The organism is Pseudomonas sp. 2995-3, assembly GCF_002742565.1.
GTDB classification, from domain to species: domain Bacteria; phylum Pseudomonadota; class Gammaproteobacteria; order Pseudomonadales; family Pseudomonadaceae; genus Aquipseudomonas; species Aquipseudomonas edaphica.
This window is the reverse complement of sequence record NZ_LJSB01000223.1, coordinates 362,680-387,338: the sequence shown is the minus strand read 5'-3', so window position 1 is coordinate 387,338 and position 24,659 is coordinate 362,680. Positions and strand designations below refer to the sequence as shown.

General features: G+C 58.8%; 23 protein-coding genes. 19 read left to right on the top strand and 4 right to left on the bottom strand.

Annotated features, from left to right (window positions below; genetic code table 11):
- The first annotated feature begins 28 nt into the window (after window positions 1–28).
- Window positions 29–526 carry a MarR family winged helix-turn-helix transcriptional regulator gene (locus AOA62_RS22735; RefSeq protein ID WP_017135553.1) on the top strand — a complete coding sequence of 166 codons (498 nt, stop codon included), beginning with the start codon at window positions 29–31 and terminating at the stop codon, window positions 524–526.
- Window positions 527–581: 55 nt separating this feature from the next.
- On the opposite strand, the gene AOA62_RS31545 is transcribed toward AOA62_RS22735, so the two are convergent.
- Window positions 582–791: a DUF3577 domain-containing protein gene (locus tag AOA62_RS31545; RefSeq protein ID WP_100219272.1), complete on the bottom strand. Its 210-nt coding sequence runs from the start codon at window positions 789–791 to the stop codon at window positions 582–584.
- 214 nt (window positions 792–1,005) lie between these two features.
- On the opposite strand from AOA62_RS31545, the gene AOA62_RS22730 reads away from it, so the two are divergent.
- The 4 genes from AOA62_RS22730 (at window position 1,006) to AOA62_RS22715 (ending at window position 5,520) form a co-directional block, all read left to right on the top strand.
- The gene (locus AOA62_RS22730) at window positions 1,006–2,532 is read left to right on the top strand and encodes an alpha/beta hydrolase (protein ID WP_232626295.1); all 1,527 of its coding nucleotides are present in this window, start codon (window positions 1,006–1,008) and stop codon (window positions 2,530–2,532) included.
- Between the two features lie 390 nt (window positions 2,533–2,922).
- A complete protein-coding gene (gcvA, locus tag AOA62_RS22725; protein WP_099549823.1) occupies window positions 2,923–3,819 on the top strand; it encodes a transcriptional regulator GcvA in 897 nt (298 codons plus the stop codon).
- 82 nt (window positions 3,820–3,901) lie between these two features.
- The gene (locus tag AOA62_RS22720; RefSeq protein ID WP_099549822.1) at window positions 3,902–4,729 is read left to right on the top strand and encodes a DMT family transporter; all 828 of its coding nucleotides are present in this window, start codon (window positions 3,902–3,904) and stop codon (window positions 4,727–4,729) included.
- A 29-nt stretch (window positions 4,730–4,758) separates the two neighbouring features.
- Window positions 4,759–5,520 (top strand): SDR family oxidoreductase, encoded by a 762-nt coding sequence (locus AOA62_RS22715; protein WP_017135558.1) that lies wholly within the window; start codon window positions 4,759–4,761, stop codon window positions 5,518–5,520.
- 36 nt (window positions 5,521–5,556) lie between these two features.
- On the opposite strand, the gene AOA62_RS22710 is transcribed toward AOA62_RS22715, so the two are convergent.
- Window positions 5,557–6,525, bottom strand: a complete 969-nt coding sequence (locus AOA62_RS22710; protein WP_056859921.1) for an AraC family transcriptional regulator — start codon at window positions 6,523–6,525, stop codon at window positions 5,557–5,559.
- Window positions 6,526–6,627: 102 nt separating this feature from the next.
- Between AOA62_RS22710 and AOA62_RS22705 the strand changes: the two genes are divergently transcribed.
- From AOA62_RS22705 to AOA62_RS22695, 3 genes are all read left to right on the top strand, one after another.
- Entirely contained in the window at window positions 6,628–7,878 is a 1,251-nt protein-coding gene (locus tag AOA62_RS22705; protein WP_099549821.1) for an MFS transporter, read from the top strand.
- Window positions 7,879–8,082: 204 nt separating this feature from the next.
- Window positions 8,083–9,522, top strand: coding sequence for an ATPase domain-containing protein (locus AOA62_RS22700; protein WP_099549820.1), 1,440 nt, complete (start codon window positions 8,083–8,085; stop codon window positions 9,520–9,522).
- 23 nt (window positions 9,523–9,545) lie between these two features.
- Window positions 9,546–9,911 carry a response regulator gene (locus AOA62_RS22695; protein ID WP_099549819.1) on the top strand — a complete coding sequence of 122 codons (366 nt, stop codon included), beginning with the start codon at window positions 9,546–9,548 and terminating at the stop codon, window positions 9,909–9,911.
- A 185-nt stretch (window positions 9,912–10,096) separates the two neighbouring features.
- On the opposite strand, the gene AOA62_RS22690 is transcribed toward AOA62_RS22695, so the two are convergent.
- Together AOA62_RS22690 and AOA62_RS22685 are read right to left on the bottom strand one after the other, a co-directional pair.
- Window positions 10,097–11,512 (bottom strand): amino acid permease, encoded by a 1,416-nt coding sequence (locus AOA62_RS22690; protein ID WP_099549818.1) that lies wholly within the window; start codon window positions 11,510–11,512, stop codon window positions 10,097–10,099.
- 252 nt (window positions 11,513–11,764) lie between these two features.
- Entirely contained in the window at window positions 11,765–12,799 is a 1,035-nt protein-coding gene (locus AOA62_RS22685; RefSeq protein WP_099549817.1) for a histone deacetylase family protein, read from the bottom strand.
- Between the two features lie 119 nt (window positions 12,800–12,918).
- Here AOA62_RS22685 and AOA62_RS22680 point away from each other — a divergent pair, with 119 nt between their 5' ends.
- The 11 genes from AOA62_RS22680 (at window position 12,919) to AOA62_RS22630 (ending at window position 24,432) form a co-directional block, all read left to right on the top strand.
- The gene (locus AOA62_RS22680) at window positions 12,919–13,419 is read left to right on the top strand and encodes an Lrp/AsnC family transcriptional regulator (RefSeq protein WP_056859928.1); all 501 of its coding nucleotides are present in this window, start codon (window positions 12,919–12,921) and stop codon (window positions 13,417–13,419) included.
- A 189-nt stretch (window positions 13,420–13,608) separates the two neighbouring features.
- Window positions 13,609–15,417, top strand: coding sequence for an ABC transporter ATP-binding protein (locus AOA62_RS22675; protein WP_099549901.1), 1,809 nt, complete (start codon window positions 13,609–13,611; stop codon window positions 15,415–15,417).
- A gap of 216 nt (window positions 15,418–15,633) precedes the next feature.
- The gene (locus AOA62_RS22670) at window positions 15,634–16,581 is read left to right on the top strand and encodes an AraC family transcriptional regulator (RefSeq protein ID WP_099549816.1); all 948 of its coding nucleotides are present in this window, start codon (window positions 15,634–15,636) and stop codon (window positions 16,579–16,581) included.
- A 107-nt stretch (window positions 16,582–16,688) separates the two neighbouring features.
- Complete coding sequence (locus AOA62_RS22665; protein ID WP_099549815.1) at window positions 16,689–18,065, top strand: Rieske 2Fe-2S domain-containing protein; 1,377 nt, start codon at window positions 16,689–16,691, stop codon at window positions 18,063–18,065.
- Window positions 18,062–18,550: a benzoate 1,2-dioxygenase small subunit gene (benB, locus tag AOA62_RS22660; protein WP_099549814.1), complete on the top strand. Its 489-nt coding sequence runs from the start codon at window positions 18,062–18,064 to the stop codon at window positions 18,548–18,550. Before AOA62_RS22665 ends, benB begins: the two co-directional genes overlap by 4 nt.
- A 10-nt stretch (window positions 18,551–18,560) precedes the next feature.
- Window positions 18,561–19,583, top strand: a complete 1,023-nt coding sequence (gene benC, locus AOA62_RS22655; protein WP_099549813.1) for a benzoate 1,2-dioxygenase electron transfer component BenC — start codon at window positions 18,561–18,563, stop codon at window positions 19,581–19,583.
- A 10-nt stretch (window positions 19,584–19,593) separates the two neighbouring features.
- A complete protein-coding gene (locus AOA62_RS22650; RefSeq protein ID WP_099549812.1) occupies window positions 19,594–20,355 on the top strand; it encodes a 1,6-dihydroxycyclohexa-2,4-diene-1-carboxylate dehydrogenase in 762 nt (253 codons plus the stop codon).
- Window positions 20,356–20,409: 54 nt separating this feature from the next.
- Window positions 20,410–21,744 (top strand): aromatic acid/H+ symport family MFS transporter, encoded by a 1,335-nt coding sequence (locus AOA62_RS22645; RefSeq protein WP_099549811.1) that lies wholly within the window; start codon window positions 20,410–20,412, stop codon window positions 21,742–21,744.
- 388 nt (window positions 21,745–22,132) lie between these two features.
- Window positions 22,133–22,468 carry a LysR substrate-binding domain-containing protein gene (locus AOA62_RS22640; protein ID WP_256591550.1) on the top strand — a complete coding sequence of 112 codons (336 nt, stop codon included), beginning with the start codon at window positions 22,133–22,135 and terminating at the stop codon, window positions 22,466–22,468.
- Window positions 22,469–22,633: 165 nt separating this feature from the next.
- Window positions 22,634–23,059 carry a VOC family protein gene (locus AOA62_RS22635; protein ID WP_099491989.1) on the top strand — a complete coding sequence of 142 codons (426 nt, stop codon included), beginning with the start codon at window positions 22,634–22,636 and terminating at the stop codon, window positions 23,057–23,059.
- Window positions 23,060–23,172: 113 nt separating this feature from the next.
- Window positions 23,173–24,432, top strand: a complete 1,260-nt coding sequence (locus AOA62_RS22630; protein ID WP_099549810.1) for a cation:dicarboxylase symporter family transporter — start codon at window positions 23,173–23,175, stop codon at window positions 24,430–24,432.
- Window positions 24,433–24,659: the final 227 nt, after the last annotated feature.

Genomic DNA, 24,659 nt, shown 5'->3' with positions numbered 1-24,659 from the left:
GTTTCCCCGGAATTGCGAGCCGAGTGCTATGACAAAGATTGATCAGATCGACCAGGATGCCGAACAGCTTTACGAAGCGCTTAGTCACTTGGTTCGCGTCTACCAGTTTCGTGACAGAGACCGCAGCTGCTGCGAAGGGTTATCCGTAACTCAATGCTACGCGCTGGAGCACGTGATAAAGGCTGGGCCTGTTCGCGTTCAATCGCTGGCGAGTGAGCTTTATCTAGACAAGAGCAATGCCAGCCGGCTGGTGGACTCACTTGCCAAACAAGGGCTGGTGCGCCGCGTACCCGACGAAACGGACGGCCGAGCGTTAGCCATTACAGTTACACCAGAAGGCACGGCCATCTATGAAAGTATTCGGTCGGATTTGGTGGGAGAAGCTCGCGATCTTGCCTGTGATTTGTCGAAAGAAGCACGTGACGGGGCGATACAAATGCTTCGCCGTTTCGCCAACGCCACAGAACAACGCTGCGGCTTGAAAGACTTCAGTCGTGACGAGTACCTGCCAAGCAAATGCTGCTGATTTACAGGTTCAGTAATGCAACCGGTTGTAGGTAGGTCTAGCCAGGCAGTAACTATCAAAGGGTAGTGGTTCTATCCCTGTACATGATCCAAAGCTTGTATTTGGCATCAGTGAAAACATCCGCCCACACATCGCCCAGGCGAAAACCGATCAATACGTTGCGTGCAGCGGCCTCGGCTTCAGCGCAACGATGAACCAGATCCCCAGCCAAGCCACCCAGTCCCGTTGGGGTTGTGGATCGTGAGATCCAGATAGGAGAGGGCATTCACCCTCTAAGAGCGATGAGCGTTCTTGAATTCTGCGAACTATAGTCATCCTGCTATGCGGTGATTAACCACACTCACGGCATAAGGGCATTTACATAGTTCAACGATTGCAGACCACTTACGAGCCTGGGGAATACTATGCAAAAACTTGAATGGGTGTGTGTTCTGACGGGGTGCATCGGACTTTTTGCGTGTTCAGACCAGCGATCAGTTATGGAACCGTACGAAACGAGCCTGAAGGTTGGTAGTTCCAATGCCAAGAACTTCCATTCTGTTTTGCATTTTCCGTCCGGAACCGCCTTGCATTACCCAGGTTACGTGGTTGCGCTCGAAAAAAGCCCACAATCGATAGTGGGTGGTCCCAAGCCCTACCCACAGGTAAGTTTTGTAAGAAGTGGTCAGTACATAAACAGCGAGCAAACGAGTGCGGGTGATACGTCCAATATTATCAGCAGATTTCAGCGCAACGATCCGAAGGCAATGTTCATCTCACATATCGTTCAGAATCGCTATACCCAGAACGTTGCGGTGTTGTCCAAGCCCTACGTTTCCACCTCACATTGTTTTGTTTACAACGCTTATGCCGCTAAACCATTGGCACTCATAAAAGAGGATTATGACCTCGCTAAAATCAGCGATTGGCACGCCTGCAGAATCTCCACGAACCTGGATAAGGTGGACGCGAAAGCCTACCAATTGTATGACTATGGAAAGTACGCGTTGGCCTCGTTGGAAACCAACCTTACGCAAGACCTGCTCGACGGTAGTTATACGCACATTCTGGTTATTGTTATGGGCTGGAATACCTCTCAGCAAGAGGCAATCCGAAACTTTAATGACCTCACCGGCAACGTAATTGCGGCCTCGCTTGAGGACAAACGAGGCCTCCAGGAAAACGAGATCAATCGCAAGGAGGCACTGGATACACAGAAAGCTATCAATGGACCATTCAGGCCACTAGTGATTGGCGTCACCTGGCCTTCCTATTGGTCGAACTCTGCCGGTAACGTATTGAGCTACTCAAATAAGGCAGGCGACGCAGATGAAGTCGGATTGTCTTGGCTCAATAAAATTCTGAACGAGACAATTCCCAAGAGCCTGGCCGCTTCAGGTAGCCCCGCACGTGTGGTTGCACTAGGGCATAGCTTTGGGGCTCGGGCAATGACGAGGGCTGTTTTCAGTTCGCCTGCGCTGGTACCTATAGATAACCATTTCCCTGATCAGAAGATGGTGACTAGCTCCGTTGATCTCGCCGTCGCTTTACAAGGTGCAATGAGCATCAATCGGTTTGTAGCTGGCTTGAGCAGTGAGGGCGCTCCTTACCGTGATTATGCGAAGTTAAAAAACACTCAGTTGGTACTTACTGCCGCGGCTAATGACAGTGCGGTGGGCTCTCCATTTATCATTTGGACGTCACCAGCAGGGTCGATCAGTTCTTATCATAAAGCTTGCGACTCGCCCGATTCGCCTTATAAGGATATATTTAATTGTATGACCGCGTCTGATACTTCGGCAGCGTCGGCAGGCAGCTTCAGTATCTGCAAGCATGGGGGGCAAGCTTGTAATGATCCATTCGATGGCAATCGGCAAGTCCGGAAGGTCTCTTATATAAACGTGTCGGACGGCATCACCCAATTTAATTCTCCGGGATCAGGAGGTGGTGCGCATAGCGATATTTATCGCGTGCCCATGGGGCGTCTACTGTGGAAGTTGATAGAGGAATATGCCGTAAATAAATGATGGTTCTTATGAGCGAGGTTGGTATCGTCGATTTTTTTGAGAGCTGTAAGGCAGGCTTTGCCTGCCTGGTCTTTTTAACGTTTGCTAGAAGTTATACGGTTGCGATCTTGAATCGCTAAGGTGATTGAGTCAGTAGCGCTAGAGCAGTAATAAAATTGCTTGGCTCGATAAGAGGAGGGCTGTTTGTTTTCCATATGGCGGGCCTTAGTATGCTTTGGGTGGCACAGGCAAATGCGAGAAGGAAAGTTAAAACCGAAAATGCTTTTTGAGTATTCAGTTTGAATTGAGCCACGGTACTGTCACGGAGGCGACGTTTACAGTGAACTTCGCCGCTGCATGAGCTAACGTTCATACACGTGCTTTTGCGAAAACTCGCTGGATACCGCCCCTATGAGAGATCTGCCGCCCACCGCGACCTTGCGCGCTTTTGAAGTTGCGACCCGCCACCCGACGTTTACAGCCGCCGCACAGGAGTTGCATGTGACTCAAAGCGCGGTCAGTCACCAGCTCAAGCACCTGGAGGCGCTTTGGGGTGTGCCGTTGTTTGAGCGTGGCAAGGCGTTACGCCTCACGGCAGCGGGGGCTACGCTGGCGCCCATCGTGCGGGAGTTTTTCATCAGCCTGGAGGCGACGTTGGGTGACTTGCGCGAGCAAAAGGGCAGGGTGCGACTCAGCGTCAGCACCACCTATTCCTTCGCGCTCAAATGGTTGCTGCCACGCTTGCCACGTCTGGCTCGTCAGCACCCCGAGCTGTTGGTCTCGCTGGACACCACGGATAAAATCATCCACTTCTCGCACGGCCAGGCGGATGTTGCGATCAGGCTGGGCAAGGGCAATTACCCAGGTCTGCATTCGGAGTTCCTGTTTGGGGAGGAGGTATTCCCTGTGGCCAGCCCCGAACTGCTGCGACGCGTGGGGACGCCGCAGAGCCCCGCAGACTTGTTGCACTTCCCGCTGCTGACGCGCGATGGCGCCGAGTTGGTGCCAAAGTGGGAGGTGTGGTTTCAAACCGTCGGCCTGGCCTATTTGCCGCTCAAGGAGAGCGTCAGGTTTGGCGATACCAACATGACGGTCGAGGCGGCCTTGCTCGGCCAGGGCGTTGCATTGGTGCGCAGCGGGCATGTCGAGAAGGAAATCAGCGATGGCCGTTTGGTGCGGCTGTTCGACATACCGCTGCCATCGCCGCTGGCTTACTACTTCGTCTGCCCCAAGGGCATCGAATCGCAGCCGCACATCGCCAGCTTTCGCCAATGGCTGGTCAGTGAGGCGCTGAAAGTACAGGCGTAGACAAGCGAGTTATGAGCATCTGCTCATGGCCCAATGAGGAGACTTCGCTTTAGCTCCGGCGCCGCATTGCCTACAGTGGCGCATGCCTATTCATCTCGTGTTCCTCGTGCTGTTCGCCGCGCTCCTGCATGCCAGTTGGAACGCGCTGCTGCGTAGCGGCGCCGATCGGCTGTGGTCGATGACGGTGATGTGCGTCGCCATCGCCATCACCAGTGTGGTTGCTGCGACATTCATGGCGTCCCCGGCGATTGAAAGTTGGGGCTACGCGGTGGTGTCGGGGTTGCTGCATGTGGGCTACAACCTGTTTCTGGTGCGCAGTTACCGGGTTGGCGACCTGGGGCAGGTCTATCCGATTTCACGTGGATCGTCGCCGGTGCTGATCACTTTTGGTGCCGCCGTGTTTGCCGGAGAAAGCATCACCCCCGGCGAGCTCGTCGGTATTGCGCTGGTGTCGGGCGGGATTATTTCGCTGGCCTTCAGAGGCCGCAGTCTGTCGGTTCCCAGCTTGCCCTATGCGCTGGGAACGGGCGGCTTTATCGCGGCCTACAGTGTGGTCGACGGCATCGGTGCGAGGCTCTCCGGTGCGCCGCTTGCCTACACGGTGTGGATGTGCGCCCTGTGGGGCGTGCTGATGCCGGTGGTCTACATCGGCCTGCGCGACAGCCGCAGCTTGTTCTGCGTCCGGCCCGGAACAGTGACCGCGTTGGTCGGCGGCCTGGTCTCATTGCTCGCGTATGGAATGATCATCTACGCCATGAACGAAGCGCCCCTGGGCGCGGTATCGGCACTGCGCGAAACCAGCGTGCTGTTCGCGGCGTTGATCGGCTATGCGTTTCTTGGCGAGACGCTCACTGCACGCCGGATACTGGCGTGCGTGGTGATAGCCGGCGGTACGCTCATCATCGGCTGATACAGCCAACAGCTCAGGAGCTATGTTCAATGGTCAATGTCTCGCAGGCACCGCTGATTCTAATCACGGGTGGCAGTCGTGGAGTGGGGGCCGCCACCGCCCGGCTGGCCGCCGAAAGGGGTTATGACGTGGCTATCAGCTACGTTGCCAACGAATCCGCAGCGCTGGCCGTGGCTGCGGATGTAGAAGCACTGGGGCGCCGGGCGTTGGCGATGCGGGCCGACAGTGCCGACCCGCAACAGGTGGCCGACTTGTTCGCGGCCATCGACCGCAGGTTCGGACGTATCGACGTGCTGGTCAATAACGCCGGGATGCTGGGGCCTCAGTCTCGCCTGGAAGACCTTGGCATGGAGCGGATGCAGCGCATCTTTGCGGTCAATGCCATTGGGCCAATACTCTGTGCCCAACAGGCGGTGAAGCGCATGGCTTACCGCCACAACGGCCCGGGCGGTGTGGTGATCAATGTCTCTTCGGCGTCGGCGCGCCTCGGCAGCCCCAATGAGTATGTCGACTATGCGGCGTCAAAGGGCGCGTTGGAGACGTTCACCATTGGGTTTGCAAAGGAGGTGGCGCGCGAAGGCATACGCGTCAACTGTATCCGCCCCGGGCATATCTATACCGACATGCACGCCAGTGGCGGTGAGCCGGGGCGGGTCGATCGGGTCAAGGATTCGATCCCCATGGGGCGCGGTGGTCAGCCCGAGGAGGTGGCTCGCGCGATTCTATGGCTGGCGAGCGCGGAGGCATCCTTCGTTACCGGTACATTCCTCGACGTGACGGGCGGTAAATGAGCCGGCGCCACGGCTCATCGGCTGCTTGCGCCCGGTTCAAGTCAGCGCGGGCTGCCTGACCTTGCGACTCAATCCCGGTGTCTGCCCCGTAATGCGCTTGAATGCACGACTGAAGGCGGCCTGGGAGGTATAGCCCAAGCGCTGCGCCACCTCTTCAATCGGCAGCCTTTCGAGGGTCAGCCACTGGCTTGCAAGCCGCATTCGCAGTTCGGTGACGTAGCGCAGCGGGGTCATGCCGATAGTCACTTGAAAGCGGTCCGCGAACACCGAGCGCGAGGTATTGCAGTGCTCGGCCAGCTGCGCAACGGTCCATTCGCGACCCGGTTGTTGGTGGAGCGCAAGCAGCGCACCGGCCAGGCGTGGATCGCGCAAGGCGGCGACCAGCCCAGAGGCATTGCCGCAGGCGCACTCCACCCAGCCGCGAACGACCATGGCCGCCACCACGTCGGCCAGCCGCGCGAGGATACCGGCGAAGCCGACACGTGCGGCGCTGACCTCGCGTTCCATGGTGGTCAGGATCGGCACCAGTCCGGGGTAACGCTGGCCACCGGCATCAATCAGCATCAGGCCCGGCATCAGCCGACCAAGCCCATGGATGCTGCCCAGTTCAAATTCCATGCAGCCACTGAACACGATAGTGCTCGGCGTGGGGCTGCCGTCGGTCCCGGTATCCACCGCGCTGACGGTGTCGCCCAGAGGGGCGCCGTCTAAACGGTCGATGTCTTGAACCGGCACGTCCGTATGGGAAAACAGTTGATGGGCCGCGCCATGGGAAATAAACACGGCGTTGCCGGCAGACAGCGCGTAGGTGGTTCCGTCCTCCATCTTTAACACCGCAGTGCCGACGGCCATGAAGTGGAACCAGGCGTGCCCGGGTTTTTCCGCGAAGCCCAAACCAAAGGTCGGCCCCGTTTGGATACGCCGGTATTCGACCCCACGCAGGCGCATGCCGCGTAACAGCTCGTTGATGAGATCCGAGGAAAGCGCAAACTGATCTGTAGGCATCGTTCAGGTGTTTTGATCAAAAAGTAGAGACTTTAGATCATAGATCATCCGGATTCCCGCGCCTAGACTGCGGCTCGCAATGAAGATTGGGAGATCCGTGCAATGACTGACTGTGTGTGTAATACCGTTTCCGACCGCCATGTTGGCGTCGACGCGGACGTAGAACCTGCAACCCCCGCGTGGATGGCAGTATTTTCCTTGGCCATGGGTGTGTTCGGATTACTGACCGCTGAGTACCTTCCGGCCAGTTTGTTGACGCTGATGGCGACTGACCTGGGCGTGTCCGAGGCGTTGGCTGGCCAGGCAGTCACCGTGACGGCGGTGGTGGCGCTGTTTGCCGGCTTGTTGGTGCCAGGCCTGACCCGTGGCATCGACCGACGTTGGGTGTTGCTGGGTTTTTCCACGTTGATGGTCGCCTCCAATCTGTTGGTCGCCGTTTCCTCCAGCTTCGTGGTGCTGTTGTTGATGCGTATCTTGCTGGGCATTGCCCTTGGCGGGTTCTGGAGCATGGCGGCGGCAGTAGCGATGCGCCTGGTGCCGAGTGCCTTGTTGCCCCGGGCGTTGTCGATCATCTTCAGCGGCATCGCCATCGGCACGGTCGTTGCGGTACCGCTGGGCAGCTACTTGGGTGGGCTGTATGGCTGGCGCAGCGCGTTCTTTGCGGCGGCGGCGGTAGGCATGGTCACGCTGGCTTTACAGGCGTTCACTCTGCCGCGCCTTGCGCCGCGCCGACCGGCACGCCTGCGCACCGTTCTTGAGGTGTTGCTGCGCCCGGGCATCGCCATGGGGATGTTCGGTTGTGTGCTGGTGCACAGCGGGCACTTCGCGATGTTCACCTATGTTCGGCCCTTCCTCGAGGGGACTACGGGTATCGGCGCCCAAGGGCTGTCACTGATGCTGCTGGGGTTCGGTGTCGCAAACTTCGTCGGCACGCTGTTGGCCGGGAGGCTGCTGGAGCGCCACCCGCTGGCCACGCTGGTGTTGATGCCCGCACTGGTCGGCGTCGCCGCACTGGCGTTGGTGCTGTTGCCGGCCTCGGTGCCGGGGCAGGCGGTCCTGCTGGCGATCTGGGGCCTGGCCTTTGGTGGCGTGCCGGTGGCGTGGTCGAACTGGGTCGCCAGCTCGGTCCCTGACCAGGCGGAAAGCGCCGGGGGCATGGTGGTGGCCTCGGTGCAGTCCGCCATTGCCACGGGCGCCGCCGCTGGCGGTGCGGTGTTCAGCCTCGGTGGAAGCGCAGGCGTATTTGTAGCCGCGGCCGTGTTGATGCTGCTGGCCGCGTTGCTGATCGCGCTGCGTGTTCGCGTCCCCTCCGCCCATGGCATCCGCCAGTCCAAGCCCGCGTTGCATCTTTGATCCGGTTAGCCAAACCGTTTCGAACCCGTTCGTAACGTGCTTGAGCATTTCTTGCGCAATACGCGCATGGGATAGATGATCTGGGACTTCATTCCCGTTGATTAACCCACCGCGCTCCAGGTCTGAATGGCTCTAAAGCGTAAATGGCGTTAGCATTCCTATCACTCGGCTTAAACAGCCTGTTTTTCAGATCAGGGTCGCATTGTGGAAAAGCTAAAACGCCTCCAAAGTGGAATCGAAGGGCTCGACGCTCTGCTCAAGGGAGGGCTGGTCGCGGGCGCCTCCTACATAATCCAGGGGCGACCAGGGTCTGGCAAAACGATCCTGGCCAACCAACTTGGGTTCCATCATGCGAACAATGGAGGCCGGGTTCTGGTCGCCACACTGCTGGCCGAGTCACACGACCGTCTTTTTCAGTTTCTTTCTACTCTGAGCTTTTTCGACGCGTCCAAAGTGGGCGCCGACATTCAGTTTGTCAGCGCGTTTGATACGTTGGAAAACGAAGGGCTGGACGAGGTGGTAAAACTGCTTCGGCGCGAGATAAGTCGCCAAAAAGCTACAGTGATGGTGGTAGACGGCTTGCTTAATGCTCGCTCAAAAGCCGACTCGCACATCGACACCAAGAAATTCATTTCCGAGTTGCAAGGGCACGCTGCTTTCGCGGGTTGCACGGTGCTGTTTCTGACCAGCTCCCGTCTCGACGACGGCAGCCCTGAGCACACCATGGTTGATGGCGTCATTGAAATGGGCGAAGAGCTGTTTGGCACTCGCTCGGTACGTCGTATTCAACTGCGTAAAACTCGCGGCAGTGGGGCCATGACAGGCCTTCATGAGTGTGAGATTACCGACAATGGCTTGGTGGTTTACCCTCGTCTCGAAAGCCTTTATAGCCACCCATCCGCCCCCGACAGCGCCGACATGACGCGTATCGCCAGTGGCATTGGTTCGCTGGACGGCATATTGGGTGGAGGCCTTTACAGTTCCAGTGTGTCTCTGGTCATGGGCCCCTCCGGCATTGGTAAAACGACGCTGGGCCTGAAATTTCTGGCCGAGTCGACGGTGGAGGCTCCAGGACTGCATTTTGGCTTTTATGAAAGCCCGCAACGGTTGCGACTCAAAGGCCAATCATTGGGTATCGATATCCAAGGCATGGAGAACAGCGGCGCCCTGAGCATTGCCTGGCAGCCGACGACTGAGGGGTTGCTGGATGGGTTGGGCGCACGCTTGTTGAGTCTTGTAGAAGAGAAGGGCATCAAGCGCCTGTTCATCGATAGCCTTAGCGGTATGACACGAGTTTCTACAAATCCGGCGCGAATTACTGACTTCTTGAGTGCGCTGATGAATGAACTGCGCTCCAGGGGCGTAACCGTATTCGCGTCCTGGGAAATGCGTGATCTATTTGGCTCCGAGGTCAGCGCGCCAAACTCTGACCTGTCCAGCATCGTCGATAACTTGATGCTGATGCGGTTCTCTGAGAATCACTCTGAACTAAGCAGGACACTTTCCATTCTTAAGGTACGAGATAGCTCTTATGACCCCTCCAGATTTGAGGTTGTCATCCAAGATCGCGATGTTTTCCTGAAAAAGGCTTCGAGACATGAACCTTCAGCCCCCACTGGGACATCGCCCGGTTCACTTTCTTAAGCTTTTGAGTGGGTTGAATTAACATGACCACCATCCTGGTCGTCGATGACGAGTATTTGATCGCTGACATTCTCAGCTTCGCACTGGAGGATGAGGGGTTCATGGTGGTGACTGCCAGCAATGGTCGAAAAGGACTGGAAGTGCTGGATAGAGAAAGGCCTGCCTTGATCATCACCGACTTTATGATGCCTGTTATGGACGGCCTGGAATTTGCCACAGCCGTTCGAGCCCTCCCTTGCGCTAATCAATTGCCGATCATCCTGATGAGCGGTGCTCAGGCACACATCGGCATGCAGAGATCGGATCTGTTTGATGCGGTATTGGCGAAGCCATTCAACATCGACTTGATCATTGCCGAAGTTAAAAAGCTGCTCGCCTCTGATCAGTGAATACTGCATCTACCTACCCGGAGCCACGCAGGATCGGGCTCCGCTAGCCCGGCTGTAGCCAGCCCCGGATCGGTAGTCATCAGGTTTTCCTTGAGTCCAATTTCTTCTGTTTTAATCAACCTTTGACGCGTGCACGTGTGGGGTTCTCTGCCGTGGTCGTTGCCGGTTGAAATACGCGTTTTGACTCAACCGAATTGCCCTGCCGATTCAACGGCGGTTTTTGGTTTCCTGCTACGTGTCAGCTGATAGGCAATTGCCAGCCATATGAACCACCCCGGCATGACCATCAACGCCACGCGTGTGTCAGGTCTCAATGCCAGCAGGCAGAGCACGAAGCCCATAAAAGCCAGTGACAACCAGGCCATTGGCACGCCGCCTGGCATCTTGTAAGCAGATTTGGCGTGAAGCTCAGGACGTTTTTTGCGATAGGCAATGTAAGACGCGAGGATGGTCGACCACGTGAAGATCACCAGGATCGCCGACACGGTGGACACGATGGTGAAAGCTGTCATGACTTGCGGAACGATGAACAGCACGAGCACACCTGACAGCATCAACAGTGTCGTGAAGGCCAGGCTCAACAGAGGCACGCTGTTGCCCGATAGACGCCGAAAAATACCCGGAGCGTTGTCTTGATTCGCCAGCCCGAACAGCATGCGGCTGGAGGAGAATACGCCGCTGTTGGCCGATGACGCGGCGGATGTCAGGACCACGAAGTTAACGATGCCGGCTGCTGCGGGAAAGCCTGCGACGAGGAAAAGCTCGACAAAAGGGCTTTTTACCGGTGAAACCTGTTGCCAGGACGTCACGGCAATAATGCAGGCCAATGCCAACACGTAGAACAGGATGATTCGCAGTGGAATCGAGTTGATTGCCTTGGGTAACGTCCTCTGCGGAGCGCGGGTTTCTGCCGCAGCGGTGCCGATCAACTCGGTGCCGGCAAATGAGAATATCGCCATCTGAAAACCGGCAAAAAAACCAAGCAAGCCATTAGGGAATGCAGCCTGCTTATCCACCAGATGGCTCAGCGACGCGGTGACGCCATTGGGCGAAACGAACGAGCTGGCAATCATCACGATGCTGACGCCAATAAGTGTCACCACGGCGATGATCTTAATGATCGCGAACCAGAATTCGACTTCACCGAAAAGCCTGACCGTTAGCACGTTCAAGGCAAACAGTGTCGCCAGCATCCCGATAGCCGGTATCCAGGCAGGCAGATGGGGAAACCAGTACTGGAAAAAACCGCCGACCACGACGGCATCGCCGATCACCGCAACGCTCCAGCTAAGCCAATAGGACCAGCCGAGAAAAAATGCAGCGCGAGGCCCCAGGTAGGCGCCGGCAAAATCCGCAAAGGTCTTGAAATTCAAATTGGAAAGCAGCATTTCGCCCATGGCACGCATGATGAAGTAAACGAACAGGCCAATGATCATGTAGATAAGGATGATCGAGGTGCCGGAGAGGGCGATGATCTTTCCGGAGCCCATGAACAACCCTGTACCAATGGCTCCGCCCATTGCCATTAACTGGATGTGACGATTGCTGAGCGTGCGCTGCAGCGCAGGCTGCTCAACCTGCTCTGATAGATTCGATTTCATTTCAAAACCTCTTGATCTTATGTTTTTGAGTTTTGGCAGAAAAGTGCATAGCCAGCGCCATTGTCAGGATGCAATGGCGGGTGACGGTGTTGGTTTATCTGGACAGCGATGGCCCCCCTGCACACGCCTGGGGGTGTCACTCGCAGGTCAACGGGCCGTGCGCAGATGGGCGGCTTTGGTCGGCTGCTGATCAAGCCTCTGAAACAGGTTTTTTATATTTTCAGGTCGATCACACCGTCTTCGGGCGGATGCTCAAGCGCGCTTGCTCTCGAAGCCATGCAGTACGTTCACCGCATTGATTCCGATTTCATCGACCATATAGCCGCCTTCCATCACAAAGAGGGTGGGGCAACCCACACTCGCTATCAGCTCGCCGATCCCGATGAAATCCTCGCTTTTCAGCAGGAAGTGACTGATCGGGTCGTCCTTGAAGGTGTCGACCCCCAGTGAGATCACCAATACCTGCGGCGAGAATTGCTGGAGTTTCCTGCAGGCATGCAGCAGGGCGTCGCGGTAGGTATCCCAGGCGGTGTTTTTCGGCAGCGGGTAGTTGAGGTTGAACCCTTCGCCAACACCTGCGCCGACTTCATCGCTGAACCCCGAATAGTAGGGATAGGACACGGCCGGCTCGCCGTGCAGCGATATGAACATCACGTCATTGCGCGGGTAAAAAATGTTCTGGGTGCCGTTACCGTGATGAAAATCGACGTCGAGTACCGCGACGCGTTTGGCACCCTGGGTGATTGCCTGCTGTGCAGCAATGGCCGCGTTGTTGAGATAGCAGTAACCCCCCATGTATTCACGCGCCGCGTGATGGCCCGGCGGACGACAAAGGGCAAAGGCACTGTCATGGCCCTCATCGATAAGCGCCAGACCCGTCAGGGCGATATCGGCACTGGTCTTGACCGCCTGCCAGGTGGTGGCAGTGATCGGCGAGCCGGCATCCATCGCATAGAAGCCGAGTTTGCCGTCAATGAACGTGGGTACCTGATCGTTGGCCAGGTCACGTACAGGCCATACCAGTGGCAGGGCATCATGGGTGCGCCCTGTGGCGCTCCATTGCGACCACGCGCTTTCCAGGAAGCTCACGTAGCGCTCGCTGTGCGCGTTGACGTAACACGAGCGGTCGAACGCGCGCGGTTCGACTATCTGGCCAAGGCCAACTTGCTTGACGCGGTTGTGAACCGTGTCGGCCCGACTGGGCTGCTCGAACGACGGCTTGAGCACGCCATCCTTCAACTCGGTGCCATGGTGCAGACGGTGGGAATCACTGAAAACTGTAAACATTCTGCGCATCCGTTAATGTGAGCCAGTGCAAATATTCTGTTCTGGTCAGGAGGCGATTTCTTTGCTTTGTTTTTGTGATTTTGTATATTTACCGGGCGATTTAACTCAGGAATGGCGTAATGAAGAAAAATATATCCAGGCGCATCAGCCTCGATGAGACCGATCTGGCCATTCTTGAGTTATTGCAGGAGGACGCGAGCATTTCCAATGCCGAACTCAGTGAGCGGCTTTCATTGAGCCTTACGCCTTGCTGGCGACGGCGCAAGAGAATGGAGGAGGCGGGGGTGATAAAGGGCTATCAGGCAACGCTTGATCGAAGAATGCTGGGGCTGGATATCATGGCATTCGTGCACATCCGCTTTTCCACGCATGCCGACCACGCTCCGGACGCCTTTGAGGCAGTGATTGCGCAATTGCCAGAGGTATTGGCCTGCCACAAGATCACCGGAGACGCCGACTACGTGCTCCAAGTGTTGGCGGAGGACCTTGATAGCTACAGCGACTTTATCGAGCAAGTGTTGCGGCGCCAGGTCGGTATTGCGTCTATTCAGTCGAGTCTGGCGTTGCGTGAAATCAAAGCGGGCAGCCGTATGGCCATACCCAAATTGAGCAAGGATTGAATGTCGCAGGTTATGGGCTGCGCATAGGGATTGCGGGGGTTGTCATGCTGCGGCGCGCCGAGAATCTGCCGTGGTGCCCCTTGCTCCACCACTTGCCCCTGTTGCCTCACCGTTGGATGTGCGCAACGCCATCGCCTGCCATAATCCACCCGTCTCACCCCAGCCCCCCACACGGAGTCCATGCCATTCATGGTGCTGTTGAATCGATTGAGCGCGTTTTCCATCCAGGCGCGCCGGGCACTGAAGCTGGTGTGGGGCACGTCGCGTCCCTTATTCATAGGCTTGCTGCTGGCCACCATCGTTGCCGGTCTGTTGCCTGCGCTGGCTGCCTGGATCGGCCAGCGCATTGTCGATGGCGTGGTGCACGCGATGCAGATTCATGCAGCCGGCAGCCAGGCGCCCGTGTGGCCGGTGATGCAGTACGTGCTGGCCGAGGCGGGCGTGTTGGCGCTGCTGGCCGCCGCCCAGCGTGCGTTGTCCATGCAGCAATCGTTGCTGCGGGTGCAGTTGGGGGTGAAGGTCAACCTGATGATTCTGGAGAAAGCCCAGACCCTCTCACTCCTGCAATTTGAAGACGCCGAGTTCCACGACAAGCTGGTGCGCGTGCGCCAGGGCGCGTCGACACGGCCGCTGAGCCTGGTCACCAAGGGCCTGGGGCTGGTGCAGAACCTGATCTCGCTGATCAGCTTTGCCGTGCTGTTGGTGCACTTTTCGCCGTGGGCGCTGGTGATTCTGGTGGTCGGCGCGTTACCGGTGTTCTTCGCCGAGACGCATTTCTCGGGCAATGCGTTTCGCCTGTTCCACCGGCGCGCGCCCGAGACCCGGCAGCAGAATTACCTGGAATCGCTGCTGTCCCACGAAACCCACGCCAAAGAGGTCAAACTGTTCGGCCTGGCGCCGCTGTTCCTCAAGCGCTACCGCGACAACGCCCGGCGCTTGTACACCGAAGACCGCCAGTTGACGGTGCGTCGGGATGCCTGGGGCTTTGCCCTGGGCCTGCTGGGCACCGCGGCGTTTTATGTGGCTTACGCCTGGGTGGTGCTGGACACCGTGCGCGGCCAGACCAGCCTGGGCCAGATGACCATGTACATCGTGCTGTTCAAGCAGGGGCAAAGCGCGATCACCGCCAGCCTCAGCGCGATTGCCGGCCTGTATGACGACAGCCTGTTTCTGTCGGACCTTTATGAGTACCTGCTGACCCCTGTGGTCGTGCCCCGTGGCCGGCTTACCCAGGGCGCGCGTCCCGGCGACGGTCTGCGCTGCGAGCACGTGGGGTTCAGTTACCCCGGCGCTGAGCGGCCGGCATTGACTGACATCAACCTGCACTTGGCGCCGGGGCAAAGCCTGGCCCTGGTGGGCGAGAACGGCTCGGGCAAAACCAGCCTGATCAAACTGCTCACGCGCCTGTATACACCGCACGCGGGGCGCATTCTGCTGGATGGCAGCGACTTGCAAGACTGGGATGAACAGACACTGCGCCAGCGCATCGGAGTGATTTTCCAGGATTACATCCGCTACCAGATGACCGTCGGCGAGAACCTTGGCGTGGGTGACGTCGATGCGCTGAACGACGAGGCGCGCTGGCGCACGGCCGCCACACAAGGGGTGGCCGCCGAATTCATCGAGCGTCTGAGCAAGGCCTACGGCACACCGTTAGGGCGCTGGCTTGGCGGCCAGGAGTTGTCGGGTGGGCAATGGCAGAAAGTCGCCTTGTCACGCGCGTATATGCGCCAGGAGGCGGACCTGCTGATTCTTGACGAGCCGACGGCCGCGCTGGACGCCGGCGCCGAGGCGGCGGTGTTCGAGCATTTTCGCGAACACGCCAAGGGCCGCATGACGCTGTTGATTTCCCATCGCTTCTCCAGCGTGCGCAATGCCGACCACATCATCGTGCTGGACGGCGGGCGAATCCTTGAGGAGGGCAGCCATCACCAACTGATGGCGGCGGGTGGGCGCTATGCCGAGTTGTTCGATGTTCAGGCGCGGGGGTATCGCTAGGTACCCGAGCGGCCGTCCAATCCGGCCAAGCGTATTGTTTCAAAGTTTTAGCACGCCATGCTCACCGCAAGCCCTGCGCGTCCCGGCGCACCGCTGAAACCCTGGCGCAGAACGCCCGACAATACCTCCAGGGTATCCCTTCAGACTTTTTCCATATTGGACGCCCCCGTACCCACGCGTCAGCCTGAGCCCAATAACTATAAAAGAGTCGCAACCATGACCGTGCTATTGAGTGAGCGCAGCCAGATTTTTCGGGGCGCCGATGCCTACGCGGTGTCGGACTACGTCAACCAGCACGTGGGCAGCCACTGCATTCGCCTGCCTCCCAAGGGCCGGCCCCGGGCGAGTATCAGCCATCGCACCTTCGCCAGCCTGGACCTGTGCCGCATCAGCTACGGCGCTCCGGTACGGGTCACATCGGTGGCGCTGGAGACCATCTATCACCTGCAGATCCTGTTGAGCGGGCATTGCCGCTCCAGCTCCCGTGGTGAGGATGACGTGTTCGGGCCGGGGGAAATCCTGCTGATCAACCCGGACGACCCGGTAGACCTGACCTATTCCGCCGACTGCGAGAAATTCATCATCAAACTGCCGGTGCGCCTGCTGGAAAACGCCTGCCTGGAGCAGCACTGGAGCCTGCCGCAGGTGGGTATCCGCTTCGCGACGGCCCGCCACGCGCTCAGTGAAATGAGCGGCTTCCTGCCGTTGCTCGGGCTGATCTGCCATGAGGCGGAAAACGCTGCCGAGCCCCACATGCAGGGCCTGTACGAACGCATCGTGGCCAACAAGCTGCTGGCATTGCTGGGCAGCAATGTGTTGCGGGTGATCCCCCAGGCGGCCCACGGCGGTGGGTTTGAAGCGGTGCGCGAATTTATCCAGCAGCACCTGGGCGATGACATCAGCGTCGAGCAGTTGATGGCGGTGGCCAACGTCAGCGAACGTTCGCTGTACAGCCTGTTTGCGCGCCAGGTGGGGCTGTCGCCGCGCGACTATGTACGCCGCTGCAAGCTCGAACGCGTGCACGCACGCTTGCAACTGCGCAGCACGCGCAGCGTGACCGAGGTGGCTTTGGACCATGGCTTCATGCACCTGGGGCGGTTTGCCGAGGCCTATCGCAAATGCTTCGGCGAACTGCCGTCGCAGACCTTCAAACGCCATCGTTAAGCGACGTGCGCCTGGCGGATAACGATGTGCAGGCAGCGGATATTGACGCGCAGGGCGAACACGTACGGTGAGGGCGCCTGATACAAGAACAACGGAGGGCCCGCCCCATGATCAGTACACTCGACCGACTCGCCGGCCAATTGCGCGAGTCCGTACAGGAAGACCCCGCCACCGGAGTGTTCCGCTGCCGCCGCGACATCTTTACCGACCCCGACCTGTTTGCCCTGGAGATGAAACACATCTTCGAAGGCGGCTGGATCTACCTGGCCCATGAAAGCCAGGTGCCCGAGATCAACGATTACTTCACCACCTGGATCGGCCGCCAGCCGGTGGTCATTACCCGTGACAAACACGCCGCGCTGCATGGCCTGGTCAACGCCTGCGCGCATCGCGGCGCCATGCTGTGCCGGCGCAAACAAGGCAACAAGGGCTCATTCACTTGCCCCTTCCATGGCTGGACGTTCAGCAACGCCGGCAAGCTGCTCAAGGTCAAGGACGCCAAGACCGGCGCCTACCCGGACAGCTTCGACTGCGACGGCTCCCATGACCTCAAGCGCCTGGCGCGCTTTGAAAGCTATCGCGGTTTCCTGTTCGGCAGCCTCAGCGATGCGGTGCCGGAACTGCGCGATTACCTGGGCGAAACCCGCGTGATCATCGACCAGATGGTCGACCAGGCGCCTTTGGGCCTGGAGGTGCTGCGCGGCAGCTCATCCTATGTCTATGACGGCAACTGGAAGCTGCAAATCGAAAACGGCGCCGACGGTTACCACGTCAGCTCGGTGCACTGGAACTACTCGGCGACCATGGGACGGCGCAACTACGAGGCCGAAGGCACGCGCACCGTCGACGCCAATGGCTGGTCGAAAAGCCTGGGCGGCGTCTACGCCTTCGACCACGGGCATATCCTGCTGTGGACGCGCCTGCTCAACCCCGAAGTGCGCCCGGTGCACGCTCACCGCGAGGCCTTGGCCGAACGCCTGGGCCAGGCGCGCGCCGACTTTATCGTCGACCAGACCCGCAACCTCTGCCTCTACCCCAATGTGTACCTGATGGACCAGTTCTCGACCCAGATCCGCGTGGTGCGGCCCCTCGCCGTGGATAAAACCGAAGTGACCATCTACTGCATGGCGCCCATCGGCGAAAGCGCCCAGGAGCGCGCCACGCGGATTCGCCAGTACGAAGACTTCTTCAACGTCAGCGGCATGGGCACCCCGGATGACCTCGAGGAGTTCCGCGCCTGCCAGACCGGTTACCAGGGCGCGAGCACCCTGTGGAATGACCTCAGCCGTGGCGCCAAACAGTGGGTGGAAGGGGCCGATGAGAATGCCTTGGCCATGGGTATGCAACCGCAGCTCAGCGGGGTCAAGACCGAGGACGAGGGCTTGTTTGTGCGCCAGCATGCGCACTGGGCCCAAAGCCTGCAGCGTGCGATCGAGCGCGAACAGCAAGGGCTGATTGCCAGCGACCGCGAGGTGCAGCCATGAGCCTTGCCCGTGAGCACCTGCTGGATTTTCTCTACCGTGAAGCGCGCCTGCTCGACGACCGCCAATGGGATGACTGGCTGGCCTGCTATTCGCCCAAGGCCGAGTTCTGGATGCCCGCCTGGGACGATCACGACACCCTCACCGAAGACCCGCAGCGCGAAATCTCGCTGATCTACTACCCCAGCCGTGACGGCCTGGAAGACCGCATCTTCCGCATCAAGACCGAGCGCTCCAGCGCCAGCACCCCCGAGCCACGCACCGTGCACATGCTGTGCAACCTCGAAGTGCTGGCCGACGATGGCTCGCAGGTGGACCTGCGTTTCAACTGGCACACCCTCAGCCACCGCTACAAAACCACCGACAGTTATTTCGGTACCTCCTTCTATCGCCTCGACATCCGTGCCGAGCAGCCGCTGATCACGCGCAAGAAGGTGGTGCTGAAAAACGACTACATCCACCAGGTCATCGACATCTACCATATCTGAGGACACCGCCATGACGTATGCCATTGCTCTGAACTTCGAAGATGGGGTGACCCGCTTCATCGACTGCAAGGCGGGGGAAAAGGTGCTCGATGCCGCCTTCCGCCAACGCATCAACCTGCCCATGGACTGCTCGGACGGTGTGTGCGGCACCTGCAAATGCCGCTGTGAAACCGGCGCCTACGACTTGGGCGACGACTATATCGACGACGCGCTGAGCGCCGACGAAGCGCAGGCGCGCCAGGTACTGACCTGCCAGATGGTGCCGCAGTCCGACTGCGTGATCGCCGTGCCGGTGCCGTCCAGCGCCTGCAAGACCGGCACCACGCAGTTTGCCGCGACGCTGGCCGGCATCACCCGACATGCCGATGCCGCGCTGCAGGTGAGTTTCGAGCTGGACCAGGCGCCGGTATTCCTGCCCGGCCAGTACGTGAATATCAGCGTGCCCGACAGTGGGCAGACACGCGCTTACTCCTTCAGCAGTCGCCCGGGCGACACGCACGCCAGCTTCCTGATCAAGCACGTGCCCGGCGGGTTGATGAGCAGCTGGCTGGAGCACGCCCAGCCCGGCGACCGCGTGGCGATTACCGGCCCGCTGGGGAGTTTCTACCTGCGTGAGGTGGCGCGGCCGCTGCTGTTACTGGCCGGTGGTACCGGCCTGGCGCCGTTCCTGTCGATGCTTGAAGTGCTCGCACAGCGCCAGGAAACCCGCCCGGTCCGGTTGATCTACGGCGTAACGCGCGATCAGGACCTGGTGATGGTCGAGGCGTTGCAGGCTTTTACCGCGCGTTTGCCCGACTTCAACCTGGTGACCTGCGTGGCTGATCCGCACACCACTCACCCGCGCCAGGGCTATGTGACGCAGCACATGGCCGACGAAGCCCTCAATGGCGGCGATGTCGACGTGTACCTGTGCGGCCCGCCGCCGATGGTCGATGCGGTGCGCGAGCACTTCAAGCAGCAGGGCGTGACCCCGGCCAGCTTCCATTACGAGAAATTCACCGCTAACGCCGTCGCCACGTGCGATGCCGCCTGAGGACTGCCGCATGACTCAACGGTTTAACAACAAGGTCGCGCTGGTCACCGGCGCTGCCCAAGGGATCGGCCGGCGTGTCGCCGAGCGCTTGCTGGAGGAGGGCGCCTGGCTGGTCGCAGTGGATCGCTCCGAGCTGGTGCATGAATTGCAGCATGAGCGAGCGCTGCTGCTGACCGCCGACCTGGAACACTACAGCGAGTGCGCGCGGGTGATGGCCGCCGCCACGGCGCGTTTCGGGCGCATCGACGTGCTGGTCAACAACGTCGGCGGGACTATCTGGGCCAAGCCTTTCGAGCATTACGCCGAGGCTGAAATCGAGGCCGAAGTGCGCCGCTCGCTGTTCCCTACGTTGTGGTGCTGCCATTGCGTGCTGCCCTACATGCTGGAGCAGGGCGCGGGCGCCATCGTCAACGTGTCTTCCGTGGCGACGCGTGGGGTCAATCGCGTGCCGTATGGCGCGGCCAAGGGCGGCGTGAATGCCTTGACGGCCTGCCTGGCCCTGGAGACTGCCGGCAGCGGGATCCGGGTCAACGCCACCGCGCCCGGCGGCACCGAGGCACCGCCACGGCGGATCCCGCGCAACAGCCAGCCGCAAAGCGAGCAAGAGCGTGTGTGGTACCAGCAGATCGTCGACCAGACCCTCGACAGCAGCCCGATGAAACGCTACGGCAGCATCGACGAACAAGCTGGCGCGATTCTGTTCCTGGCCTGCGACGAGGCCTCCTACATCACCGGCGTGACCTTGCCGGTGGGCGGCGGCGACCTCGGCTAAGGCTTTTTCCATCAGCTGACACTGACTCACAACAACAATAAAGAGAGCACTGCCATGCGTAGCCATGATGTCCATTCGATTATCGATAATGCCCCGTTCAACCGCTTCCACTGGTTGATCGTGAGCCTGTGTGCCTTGCTATTGATCTTTGACGGCTATGACTTGTTTATCTACGGCGTGGTCCTGCCGTCAATCATGCGCGAGTGGGGGCTGACGCCGTTGCAGGCTGGCGCCCTGGGCAGCTATGCGCTGTTCGGCATGATGTTCGGCGCGTTGATTTTCGGCACCCTGGCGGACCGTTTCGGGCGCAAGAAAGGCATCGTGTTCTGTTTCACCCTGTTCAGTCTGGCCACCGTGATCAATGGCTTTGCCAGCAGCCCAACCGAGTTCGGTATCTGCCGTTTTATCGCCGGGCTCGGCTGCGGCGGGTTGATGCCCAACGCGGCGGCGCTGATCAACGAATACGCGCCGAAGAAATTGCGCAGCACCTTGATGGCCTTCATGTTCAGCGGCTATTCCCTGGGCGGCATGCTCGCCGCCAGCGTGGGGATTTTCATGCTGCCGGCCTACGGTTGGCAGTCGATGTTTTTTGTGGCGGTGATTCCGCTGCTGCTGTTGCCACTGATTGTGTACTGGCTGCCAGAATCCATCGGCTTCCTGATCCGCCAGGGCCAACAAGACAAGGCTCGCGCGCTGCTTAATCGGTTGTCGCCAGGCACCAGGATCGAGGTCGACGATGCGCTGGTGATCGTCGACAGCAAAAGTAAGGGCGCCTCGGTGGTAGAGCTGTTCCGCCATGGCCTGGCGGTACGTACGGCGATGATCTGGGTCGCGTTTTTCTGCTGCCTGCTGATGGTCTATGCATTGAGTTCGTGGCTGCCCAAGCTGATGGCCGGCGCCGGTTACAGCCTGGGGTCGAGCCTGTCGTTCCTGATCGCGCTGAACCTGGGCGGCATGGCCGGGGCGCTGCTCGGCGGCCGTTTGGGCGACCGCCTGAACCTGGTGAAAGTCGTGATCTGCTTCTTCGCCGCCGCCATGGTCTCGATCAGCCTGCTGGGCATCAACAGCCCGATGCCGGTCCTGTACCTGCTGATCTTCGTCGCGGGTGCCACAACCATTGGTACGCAGATCCTGCTGTACGCGGGGGCTGCGCAGCTTTACGGCTTGTCGATTCGCGCCACGGGCCTGGGCTGGGCGTCCGGCATCGGTCGCAATGGCGCGATAGTCGGCCCGCTGTTGGGCGGCGCGCTGATGGCGATCGAACTGCCTCTGCAACTGAATTTCATGGTCTTTGCCATCCCCGGCGCGATTGCGGCGCTGGCGATGACGGTATTTGCCCTGAATGAGCGGCGCACCCGTATTGCCATGCCCGCTGCCCCGGCGCTGTGACTGCCAAACCGTCGGCGTTGCTCTGGCAGTTGCATTCGAGCCCTCCAGAAGACGCCTAGAGACTCTCAGGGTCGCCAAAGAACATTTTGACTGGGCTCTAGGGCGGTAGTTACAGCCTGAAAAAACGAATTATGCCCCCAGTTATGCCCCCATTCACACCGGGCGTACGAGCGATCGCGAACGGCGATTGCCGACACGGACCTGGGTGGCCGTGGCTGGTATTCAGTGCGCCTCCATATACTGGATGAGCAACCCGAATGGGGCAAATCCGTGGTCGCTCGGAAGAGGGTTATGGGTTGTGAGTTGATATCCCTAAGCGGACTTTTCGGGTCTGTCTCTCTGCATCTATCCAGAAATTGGCTCGCGAGATGCTCATGCTCTGCGCGATGTGCAATGCGCGGTTGCCAGGGGGATCGACCCGCGTGTCCATCGACTCCAGTCGCCTAGACACGGAATCAGCATTGAGACGGGGCCGCTGATCTCGGATAGTTCGGAGGCGCTTTTACAGGCTGCTGTGGAGAGCGCAGGGATCATTCTGACGCCTGATTGGCTGGCCGGTGCGGCGGTGCGTGATGGCACGCGTATACAAATATTGAGGCAATGGGAAGGCGCGGCAACGGGTGGTATCTATGCCGTGATTCCCCCGGGGAGGTGGGTTCCGACGAAGACAAGGGTGTTTGTCGATAAAATTACCCATGCGATTCAGGCGGGTTGGGAGCAGTAAAAAGAGATTACCGATTAACAAAATAAAATTGTGCTGTTGAAAAATTTATATTGATTTTTTTTAAGTTGGTTCGGCTTTAGCATAAATCCACCTTCAAAAAGCCGTCGGGCAGCGACCACGGTGTCCGGCACCACAAACCAATAAAAAGTTGTTATCGGAGTCCTGATGAGTCTTTCTCCTTTCCACCTCGCAATCCCTGTGTATGACTTGGCCGCCACACGTCACTTCTACGGTGACGTGTTCGGTCTTTCCGAAGGTCGCTCGAGCGACCAGTGGGTAGACTTCGATTTCTACGGCCATCAACTGGTCATCCATGAGCACCCTAAGACTGCTTCGCAGGAAAGCGTGCACAGCAACCCGGTAGACGGCCACGACGTGCCGGTTCCGCACTTCGGCATCATCCTGGAGTGGGCACAATGGGAAGCCCTGGCCGAGCGCTTGAAAGCGCGCGCAACCAAGTTTGTGATCGAACCCTACATTCGCTTTAAAGGCCAGGTCGGTGAGCAAGCCACCATGTTCCTGTTCGACCCGTGCGGCAACGCGCTGGAGTTCAAGGCGTTCAAGGATATGAGCCAGCTGTTCGCTAAATAATAAAAAACTGGCGCACGCCAAAGAGTGCGTCAGGAAAATATAAATGAGCTGGAAGCTCATGAATCTAGCTACTGCCGTCACGCAGTCCTTTCATTCCAACAAAAAGGCTAGACATGAAACGTATCCCCTTAGTTTGGCAAATCGTTGCCGGGCTGTTGCTTGGCGTGCTCGTGGGTTGGTATTTCAATACCCACCCGGAAAATCAAGTTTGGGTCAGTACCGAAATCCTTAAACCGCTCGGTGATATCTTCATCAAGATGATGAAAATGGTCGTCGTGCCGATTGTTTTCTGCTGCATGATCCTCGGCATTGCTGGGGGCGGTGATAACAAATCGTTCGGTCGTATGGGCGCAAAGTCGTTGATCTACTTCTTTGCAATCACCAGCCTCGCCATCGTGCTTGGCTTGTGCTTCGCCAACATGTTCGAGCCGGGTAAAGGCACCGAAATCGTGGGCATCGCGCACAACGCAGCAGCCGTGCATATGGAGCCGTCGAAAGGCGCGCTGATCATCCTGCAGAACATCGTGCCCGATAACGTGATTGTCGCGATGTCGGAAGGGAAGTTGCTGTCGGTGCTGTTCTTTGCGGTGCTGCTGGGCATGGCGTTGAACACGTTGCCCAAAGCCAAAAGTGCGCCGGTTGTAGCGGTTGTGCAGGGCTTCTCCGACGCCATGTTCAAGGTGGTGTCGTTTGTCATGGCCTACGCACCGATCGGTGTATTCGGCATGATCGGCGCCACTGTAGCGACCTTCGGATTTGCCTCGTTGCTGCCGTTGCTCAAGTTGATCGGTGTGGTGTACCTGGCGCTGATTACCTTCGCCCTGGTGATGCTCGGCGGTATCTGCTACCTGATCGGCGAAAACGTCTTCAAGTTGATCAAGTACTTCCGCGATGAGCTGATCCTGGCCTTCTCCAGTGCAGCTTCTGCGGCTGTCATGCCGCAGTTGATGACCAAGCTGGAAGCCTACGGCGTGCCTCGGCGCATCGTCAGCTTCGTGGTGCCGGTGGGTTATGCGTTTAACCTGGACGGTGCTTCGATCTTCCTCGGTGTGGCGACGATCTTCATTGCCCAGCTCTATGGCATCGACCTGTCACTGACTCAGCAGATTTTGCTGGTGGTCACGATGGTGCTGACGTCAAAGGGCGCTGCGGGTGTACCTGGGTTCGCCATCATCATTCTGTCGGCTACTTTGGCGTCTGCCGGGCTGCCGCTGGAAGGGGTCGCGTTGATTGCCGGGATCTTCCGGATCATCGACAGCGGCACTACCACCTTGAACGTGCTGGGTAATGCAATCGCACCCCTGGTTATCGCCAAGTGGGAGAAAGCCCCCCTGGAGCGAAAAAGCTCAGTAGGGGTCGAGCAGAACGCTTAATCAGCGACACACAAGAGCCTTCCACGTTAACCGCGTCGAGGGCTCTTTTTTTTGGCTGACAAACCAATAAGAAGTTGTTGCGTGTTGATTCTTTTCAGGCGCCCGGGTGCTCGGTTCAGATAAATAATCGTGCCCTGTTAGTTGCCACTGTGCTGCCATTATTTATAAAAAAAACAGGTGGTCTATGTGCAAGAAATCAGTGTTCTATCGGACGCGTCGCTGCGTCG

Bases quoted from the DNA above. Each gene is read 5' to 3' on its own strand.
- AOA62_RS22735 (WP_017135553.1), top strand. From the start codon at position 29: ATGACAAAGATTGATCAGATCGACCAGGATGCCGAACAGCTTTACGAA.
- AOA62_RS31545 (WP_100219272.1), bottom strand. From the start codon at position 791: ATGCCCTCTCCTATCTGGATCTCACGATCCACAACCCCAACGGGACTG.
- AOA62_RS22730 (WP_232626295.1), top strand. From the start codon at position 1,006: ATGGAACCGTACGAAACGAGCCTGAAGGTTGGTAGTTCCAATGCCAAG.
- gcvA (WP_099549823.1), top strand. From the start codon at position 2,923: ATGAGAGATCTGCCGCCCACCGCGACCTTGCGCGCTTTTGAAGTTGCG.
- AOA62_RS22720 (WP_099549822.1), top strand. From the start codon at position 3,902: ATGCCTATTCATCTCGTGTTCCTCGTGCTGTTCGCCGCGCTCCTGCAT.
- AOA62_RS22715 (WP_017135558.1), top strand. From the start codon at position 4,759: ATGGTCAATGTCTCGCAGGCACCGCTGATTCTAATCACGGGTGGCAGT.
- AOA62_RS22710 (WP_056859921.1), bottom strand. From the start codon at position 6,525: ATGCCTACAGATCAGTTTGCGCTTTCCTCGGATCTCATCAACGAGCTG.
- AOA62_RS22705 (WP_099549821.1), top strand. From the start codon at position 6,628: ATGACTGACTGTGTGTGTAATACCGTTTCCGACCGCCATGTTGGCGTC.
- AOA62_RS22695 (WP_099549819.1), top strand. From the start codon at position 9,546: ATGACCACCATCCTGGTCGTCGATGACGAGTATTTGATCGCTGACATT.
- AOA62_RS22690 (WP_099549818.1), bottom strand. From the start codon at position 11,512: ATGAAATCGAATCTATCAGAGCAGGTTGAGCAGCCTGCGCTGCAGCGC.
- AOA62_RS22685 (WP_099549817.1), bottom strand. From the start codon at position 12,799: ATGTTTACAGTTTTCAGTGATTCCCACCGTCTGCACCATGGCACCGAG.
- AOA62_RS22680 (WP_056859928.1), top strand. From the start codon at position 12,919: ATGAAGAAAAATATATCCAGGCGCATCAGCCTCGATGAGACCGATCTG.
- AOA62_RS22675 (WP_099549901.1), top strand. From the start codon at position 13,609: ATGGTGCTGTTGAATCGATTGAGCGCGTTTTCCATCCAGGCGCGCCGG.
- AOA62_RS22670 (WP_099549816.1), top strand. From the start codon at position 15,634: ATGACCGTGCTATTGAGTGAGCGCAGCCAGATTTTTCGGGGCGCCGAT.
- AOA62_RS22665 (WP_099549815.1), top strand. From the start codon at position 16,689: ATGATCAGTACACTCGACCGACTCGCCGGCCAATTGCGCGAGTCCGTA.
- benB (WP_099549814.1), top strand. From the start codon at position 18,062: ATGAGCCTTGCCCGTGAGCACCTGCTGGATTTTCTCTACCGTGAAGCG.
- benC (WP_099549813.1), top strand. From the start codon at position 18,561: ATGACGTATGCCATTGCTCTGAACTTCGAAGATGGGGTGACCCGCTTC.
- AOA62_RS22650 (WP_099549812.1), top strand. From the start codon at position 19,594: ATGACTCAACGGTTTAACAACAAGGTCGCGCTGGTCACCGGCGCTGCC.
- AOA62_RS22645 (WP_099549811.1), top strand. From the start codon at position 20,410: ATGCGTAGCCATGATGTCCATTCGATTATCGATAATGCCCCGTTCAAC.
- AOA62_RS22635 (WP_099491989.1), top strand. From the start codon at position 22,634: ATGAGTCTTTCTCCTTTCCACCTCGCAATCCCTGTGTATGACTTGGCC.
- AOA62_RS22630 (WP_099549810.1), top strand. From the start codon at position 23,173: ATGAAACGTATCCCCTTAGTTTGGCAAATCGTTGCCGGGCTGTTGCTT.